Annotated in this window: 4 protein-coding genes and 2 pseudogenes; all 6 read right to left on the bottom strand. The window is 30.3% G+C overall.

Annotated features, from left to right (window positions below):
- Positions 1-167, bottom strand: a pseudogene (locus tag HMPREF9088_RS12655) (IS1380 family transposase); the annotation flags it as partial.
- Between the two features lie 61 nt (positions 168-228).
- On the bottom strand, positions 229-2,775 hold the full coding sequence (locus tag HMPREF9088_RS05335) for an LTA synthase family protein (protein WP_007208137.1): 2,547 nt from the start codon (positions 2,773-2,775) through the stop codon (positions 229-231).
- Between the two features lie 374 nt (positions 2,776-3,149).
- A pseudogene (locus HMPREF9088_RS05330) lies at positions 3,150-4,472 on the bottom strand (IS1380 family transposase).
- Between the two features lie 170 nt (positions 4,473-4,642).
- Positions 4,643-5,593: a glycosyltransferase family 2 protein gene (locus HMPREF9088_RS05325; protein ID WP_007208134.1), complete on the bottom strand. Its 951-nt coding sequence runs from the start codon at positions 5,591-5,593 to the stop codon at positions 4,643-4,645.
- A gap of 3 nt (positions 5,594-5,596) precedes the next feature.
- Positions 5,597-6,841: a lipopolysaccharide biosynthesis protein gene (locus HMPREF9088_RS05320; protein WP_007208133.1), complete on the bottom strand. Its 1,245-nt coding sequence runs from the start codon at positions 6,839-6,841 to the stop codon at positions 5,597-5,599.
- 24 nt (positions 6,842-6,865) lie between these two features.
- Positions 6,866-7,173: DUF2304 domain-containing protein (locus HMPREF9088_RS05315; protein WP_007208132.1), on the bottom strand; the 308-nt coding region annotated here is incomplete at its 5' end.

Raw genomic sequence — 7,173 nt, 5'->3', positions numbered from 1 at the left:
GTTTGAACAAGCTTTCCAGCAATTTTAAGAAAATATAAACGAATCGTCTGGATAGTCATTCCTTGGTCTATTTTTTTGAATGCAATCATTTTTAAAAAATTATTCAGGTAGTAATACTTACTTCTAATATGTAAAAGTGTTTCATTTCTATTCTTGTCATTAAAAAAATATTATAAGCTATCTTTTTGAAACCTACTATAGCATTAGCTATTTACAATGCGGACTACTTCATTTAGGAAATCGATAGAATGTTTTCGAGTCATTTAAATATCCCTTACCTTGCGTCAAATCGTATTGAATCAATTTTAAATCACTTAAAAGAGCTTTTTGCTTCCCATTTAACTTTACTGAATTCCCTAATACTGAATTATATTCTGACGGTAATTGATTCATAATTTCTGTTGTTAAAGCATGATAAGGAGAAACTTTTGCATTTTGTGTTTCAAGTAGTAGCGGAACGAACTCAGCAGAGTTCACGTTTTGCTGCTTGTTAATTTTATTCATTTGATTATTCCAAATAAAATAGTCCGTTTCATACTGTTTCAAAGGATTACTTGCAAATGCTTTTTCAACAGGATATAAACCCGGCAAATGATCACCATAAAAAACGATCGATATCTTCTTACCTAATTGTTGAAGTTTTTCTAAAAATTGTTTAGTTGCTTGATCAGTCATACTGATTTTCTGTGTATAGTCTGATAACAGTTGATTTGTTCCTTCATCATAGTCCTTACCTGTCACAGACAAGTCCGGATCATGTATATATTGTCCATCATAGGGCATATGATTTTGCATGGTAAGAACACTGAAGAATTGATTTTTTTGTGTATCAATTCTTTCTAGAATATCTTCATAGGTTTGCTCATCTGAAACCTTTCCACTCAGAAGCTTTTGATTCGTTAAAGTATCGCTTTTGCTTGTCCCATATAATGCATAAAAATGTTGAAACCCAAATTTTTTATATATCGAATTTCGATTATAATTACCGGCATTCTCAGGGTGAATTGCTACTCTATATTGAAATTGATTGGAAATAGAAGGAATATAGTTCATTTTTGGAATCACATCAGAATTAATAATAGATACATTTGTTGAAAAATTAATCATTGGCAACGATGTAAGAGATTGTATCTCCATATTCGCCGTTCCTCCACCATATCCATTTGAATACATTAATCCTCCAGTTGCTGATTCCTTAATTGAATCGATATTAGCCAAAGGGTTTTTCGAAAGTTCAATTCCATCAATTCGAGCAGGATTGGCTAACGATTCACTTAAAATAAAAATAACAGTTTGATCCCCAATATTCTCAGTTCTTGATTCATTCATTTCAGCAGAAATTTTTTCATATTTTTTAGCAACTTTTTTTATCGTTTTTTGATTGTAGTTTTCCGGCTTATCCATAATTTCTCCAAAATACTGACGTAAATTGATAAATATCTGTGATTTATATCTTGCAGTAATTGGTAAACCTCGCCATAAAATATCTCCATTTGACATATCTAAAAAATTGGTTACTAAAGGAATTTTAATGCGTTCTTCAGGAGTTGTAAAATTTTTAAAATTTTGAGAAATTATTCCAAACATCCCTACAATTACTGCTATTGTTCCTATACGTAATTTTAAAGAGGTTAGTTTGTTTCTAAAAAATCTTTTTGATAAAAAAGTTGTGATTAAAACCACTATTAATATTACAAATAAGGCTAGCATTACTATTTTTAAATTAACAAAAGAAAGAAGCAATTTGGGATTTTTTAACCATGAAAATTCCGAAACATAGATAGGCTCGCCACGCATTGAAAACTTAACTCCGTTTGCAATACTATAAATGCTGCAAACAATCACAATAAACATTGTGGTTGGAATAAATCGATTAATAATCAAGTAAAGCATGAAAAAGAACAGTGTTAAAATAGATACTTGAAACATTGTTGAGCCGACCACAGGAACTATTCCAGAATTATTTACAACCATACTACGCTGAATACAATAATTAAAAACCATAGCCAAAAACAGACTGGCAGAAAAGTCTAAAGAGAGACTATTCTTATTATTCATAAAATTAGAAAATCCATAAAATAGCGCAAAAACAACAATTGCTACTAAAATAAAAACAAAACTTACCCCACAATATAGATGAAATAAATCAACGTTACCAAATTCTTCTGGTATAAAATAACGAAAACTTTTCCCAGAGTCTAATGGTGCAAATTGTAAATCAAAAATTAATTTTGACACAAACTTATCTGATGCCAATAAAAGAATAAAAAAACATGCATAGATATTTACACTCAGTTTCGCCTCTCTCTTCGAACTTGAAGAAGACCGGAAATTTTTTATTCCCTTAAGAACACTTAAAACAATAAAGAAAATTGTAATAATTAACACAAGATCAAAATTTTCGCCATCTTTACTATCAAACACAGTTTTACTAATATTTTCAAATGGCCGACTATTTAATGTATGCATAATTAATAAATAGAAATGAAACAAAAAATATAAAATCAATGTTGCTAAGATTCTTATTATATGTACAAATAGCTTTTCAAATGAATTAGAAAAAATGACAACAAGCACTAGATATGATGCACCTATTCCTCCAAGAATATTGATGAACTGTTGAATTTTTTCAACAGAACTTGTCACAATATCTTCTGGTAAGCTTACAGAAATAAGAATTGATGTGAAACATATGTATAAGGCGGTTAGTATCATTATTTTTTGAACAATGCTTTTTTTCGAGATATTTTTTTTTGAGATTGCCACCAATGTCATAGAAATCTCCTTTACTCATTATTTTTTTAATAATGTCTAAAACGTGTGAAATGAAGTTCATTCTTATCCATAGAAAACTGTTCAATTTAGTTTAGAACCGAACCCCCATAATCATTCACATTGATATTAGCTCTTTCTTTATTCGTATGCCTTGAAATTTTGGAAATTAGATAAAAACTTTTTGATATAATCTTAACCTGAATTATTCATGAAATACTTTTTCCGTCGTTTCATAGGCAGTTGAGTCAATAAAAAGATCAGAAAAACGGGCGAGATCCTCTCATGACGTGCCACTAAATAAAAATCGTACGTTATTCTAAAAAATGGGTTAATTCTAGGCAGTAATTTGTCGGTCTATTTTTAGAAAAAGACTGCTAAATCAACAATTTAAACGACTGTATCCTCTGGAATACAGTCCAAAATAAACCATCATAAACATTTGATGAGGCCAAGTGAATCGCTATTCTTCTTGCGTGCTTTGTTACCTTTGCGCCAATATGAATCAACTTAAAGCGTAACGTGGCGATTGTTGAATTTCTTTCTGAATCTGGAAGTACAGTCTTTTTAAATAGTTGAATCAAGTTATAGGATATGCAAGCTAACGCCATTCGTGCAGAGTTTTCAGTGAAAGTTGAGCTATCAGTCTTATCGAAATAAAAGCCGTTTTTGATTTCCTTAATGAAATTTTCCATAATTCCCCATTTTTGATAAAGAGCGAAGACAGTTTCTGGCGATACGTTTCTGAAATTTGAGAGAACAAACTCAAACCTTGTAAAGAGAAAACTTCCAGCATCACGGGTAGCTCTAACTGCAACGCGTTCTGCGTTTTTCCAACTCGCTGCTTGATAGGTGAGAAAGAAATACTGTACCTCATGTGTCCTGAAATCAGTTTCATCACTATAAAGGACATATCGCTCAGCCTCGCTACGTAGACGACTATTCGCCTTCAGGCGAATCACAAAACGGATATCGTTCTCATGACAAAAATTGTAAATTTCTGGTTTTGCAAAACCACTGTCACCACGAACCATACTATTCATATTGCAAGGATGTTTTGAAAAATGAGTGACAATATTTGAAAGAAAGGTCTCGGCATTCCTTGAGGTATAAACGTTACCTGGACGTAATTCTGCGCCAAGAAACATTCCGGTTAAGCCATCAAAAGCGACAAGAGGATGATAGCCATTAGTCTGATAGTGGTTGTTGAAATCTGCGATTTCTTGATTTCCGTATGTGTCCGAATGAGTAGAATCAAGATCAATCACCATGCCTTGGATGTTATTTTGAGCAATCTGCATATCTGCCAACTGCTAGGCCACCTGCATAAACTGAGGGATAGTTTCTTTTGTGATTGCTTGGAAAAAGCGACTAATCGTTGGTTATGATGCCAGAGTGCTTTTGCTGGAAAATATAGTTTTGAAAATGGGGTCTAGTCGTAATCGATTCGCTGCGACAACTTTTGAGTAGCCAGCGATATGCTGTAAAAGTAGCTGCTCTATTATATCGTTATACGTATGATCTGGGTTTCTTCGGCTGTCAGTTAGTTTTACCTGCTCATCAAGCATGCTTGAAAACCCAATCCGGTTCATAAACTCTTTTATCAGAATAAGACCACTATCTGAAGAAATTTTTTCACCATCGTTGGCAAGTGTAATATTTTTATTGAAAGTTAGTTGTTTGTGTTGTAAAGTCGACATATGGGCACTCCTTGCTTGTATTGTGACGTTTTGGTTGACTTAACAATACCATAAGGAGTTCCTTTTTTTACACCCAAAGGGTGAAAAAAATAATTTGCAAAAACTGTTCAAGCAGAAGGGTTACTGTTAAATACTGTGAATTATTCAGGTGAATAATTGTTCATAAAGGGTTAGCTTCTCCCTCTTAATTTTCTCATCAAATATAATGGTATAAACCCAAGTTTTAGCTTGACCATTATACTGGTCAGATTTACAAAAATATTCATCTTGATTGTTTCATTTTTATTAAAAAGAACTACTTTTCCTTTAATCAATGAATAGCCTTCATTCAATATTATTAATGATTTTTCCCTATTATTATCGTAAGTATAAAAAGTTAAATCAATCAGTGTTTTTCTTAGAAAAAAAATAATAAACTCTTTTTTTAAACTGCTATTTTGTTCTAACAATCTTTTTAACTCAGAAACGATGGATATAACATTTAAATCGCGGTAATTTTTGTGAGTGCTGCTCTGAAAATTTTCGACATAATTATATCCCATATATAAAATATTTGAAACACGATTTGTTTTCGAATAACATGTTGAACTAAAAATTAAGTCTTCGCCAATTATAAAATCGGAAAATAAAATGTGGTTACTAATCAAGAATTTTCTGTTATAAATTTTTCCGCCTGATAAAGGTAAATTAAATCTGTTCCATTCAGTATTCTTAGAATTTCTTATATTTACTATATTTTCTTCTGAATCTAAAAAGACTATTCCGCTAATTCCAATATCTGAATCACCGATGCCTTCTAATAATTTTTCTAAATAATCAGGCTTAACATAATCATCGCTATCGATAAAAACAACAAATTTTCCTTTAGCCTCCTTTATCCCTCTGTTTCGTGTATACGCAACACCATGATTTTGTTGAGAAAAATAACGAATACGTTCATCCCTAATTAATTTTATCTTCTCTAAACTTTTGTCACTAGATCCATCGTCAATAATTAATAATTCAAAATTATTGAAGGTATTTTTTAATATTGAATCTATACAACGATTAATAAAATTTTCAGCATTATATACTGGTACAATAACACTTATTTGTATTTGCTTTTCTTTATTATTATCCACAGATTATCCCCTTATCTTCCTATTATTATTTATCACAATAACAATTAATATAAATAAAATTAAGCTTACAGATAAAAAGTAACTTATAGCTCCACCTAATATCGAAGTAGTTTTTACTAGATAGGGTGTATATAATGAAGCAGCTATTACTGCAAGTATATAAACGTAACTAAGGAATGACTGTTTTTTGTATACGGTTATCAAAAACACCAACAAATTAATTAAACTATTTATTCCTCCAGCAATTAATAACACTGTAAATTCAACAGAAAAATTAACCAGATTTATCCCAAAAATCTTACTCATAATATATAATCCAAAAAAATTCCCTAGAATTACTATTGTTATTGAAATTAAAAAAATTAAAAACGTCATCTTTATTATCATTGAATTAAGTTTTTTGTTCTTCCTTTCGTTCCAAAGAGAAGTGATTTTCGTATAGAGAGGAACCATAATAAAGGAAACCATCAGTGTAATGACTGATGAAGGCATGGAAAGTATATTATAGACTGCTTGAACATTTTCTGATGAATAAAGCTCAATATTATTTTTTGGAATATTAACAATATAATTTGTTAAAAAGGCACTTAGAAATATTGGAAAGCAGTTACGTAAAATAAGTATTGACTTTTTCAAATCAATTACGAAAACGATTTTTTGTAATTTGAGAATAATTTGAAAATCAAATAAAAAAAGCCATACAAAAGAAAATAATATTGCCATAAGTAAAGAGAATTTTAGATTATTAGTGAAAACAATGCTGATATAAAAGATAATATCATACCCTATAACTCTAAAAAGGTAAGATTGTCCAGCAATAAATAGTTTTTCTGTAGTCTGAAAATATCCTGCAAATAAGTCAGCTAATACCTCTGAAACCATTAAGCAAGTAAGTAGCATGCTAATTGTAAGTTTTTCAAAAGAAAGTCCTAAATATAAAGAATTTACAATCGTGCCAAGAAACATAAACACGATTGAAAAAAATTTTGTAAACAAATAATCTTCAAATCTGAATCCACCCGAATTATCAGAAACCTGAAAATTTCTTAAACCAAAAAGACCTATTGCATATACTAATTGGCTTATTGCCCATCCAATTGAAAACACTCCTGTACTATAACTTCCTAATTTTCTACTTACAATAATCAATAAGATAAACGATGATAAAGAATAGGATAGTGATCCAATAGAATACCAAACGGTGTTTTTCAGTAACGACATTTTCTGATTAATAAAAAAATGATACATTCCATACCCCTATTTTTGTTTATACTAATATATTTTTTTATTCATTATTGAAATTTCTTGTGTTAATTTCTTCAATTGCTTTTTTTTCTTACTCAATTCTATTTGATATTCCAGTGAAACGATTATTAGAAATGCGGTTAAAATATACAATGCCAGAGACGTTAATGTTGTTACTCCAAGTATATGCGCAACAAAAGTACCAAATCCAGGAAATAAGGCTCCTATTACTAAAATTACGGATAGAAATAACCACTTATTCATTTGATATATCTCAGCGCTATCAGATTTTATGAGTTTAACTGTCATAATAAAATAATAGGCAGCGAATATAA

This window comes from Enterococcus italicus DSM 15952 (assembly GCF_000185365.1).
Lineage (GTDB): Bacteria > Bacillota > Bacilli > Lactobacillales > Enterococcaceae > Enterococcus_G > Enterococcus_G italicus.
The sequence above is the reverse complement of the archived record's forward strand: the minus strand, read 5'-3'. Positions and strand labels throughout refer to the sequence as shown.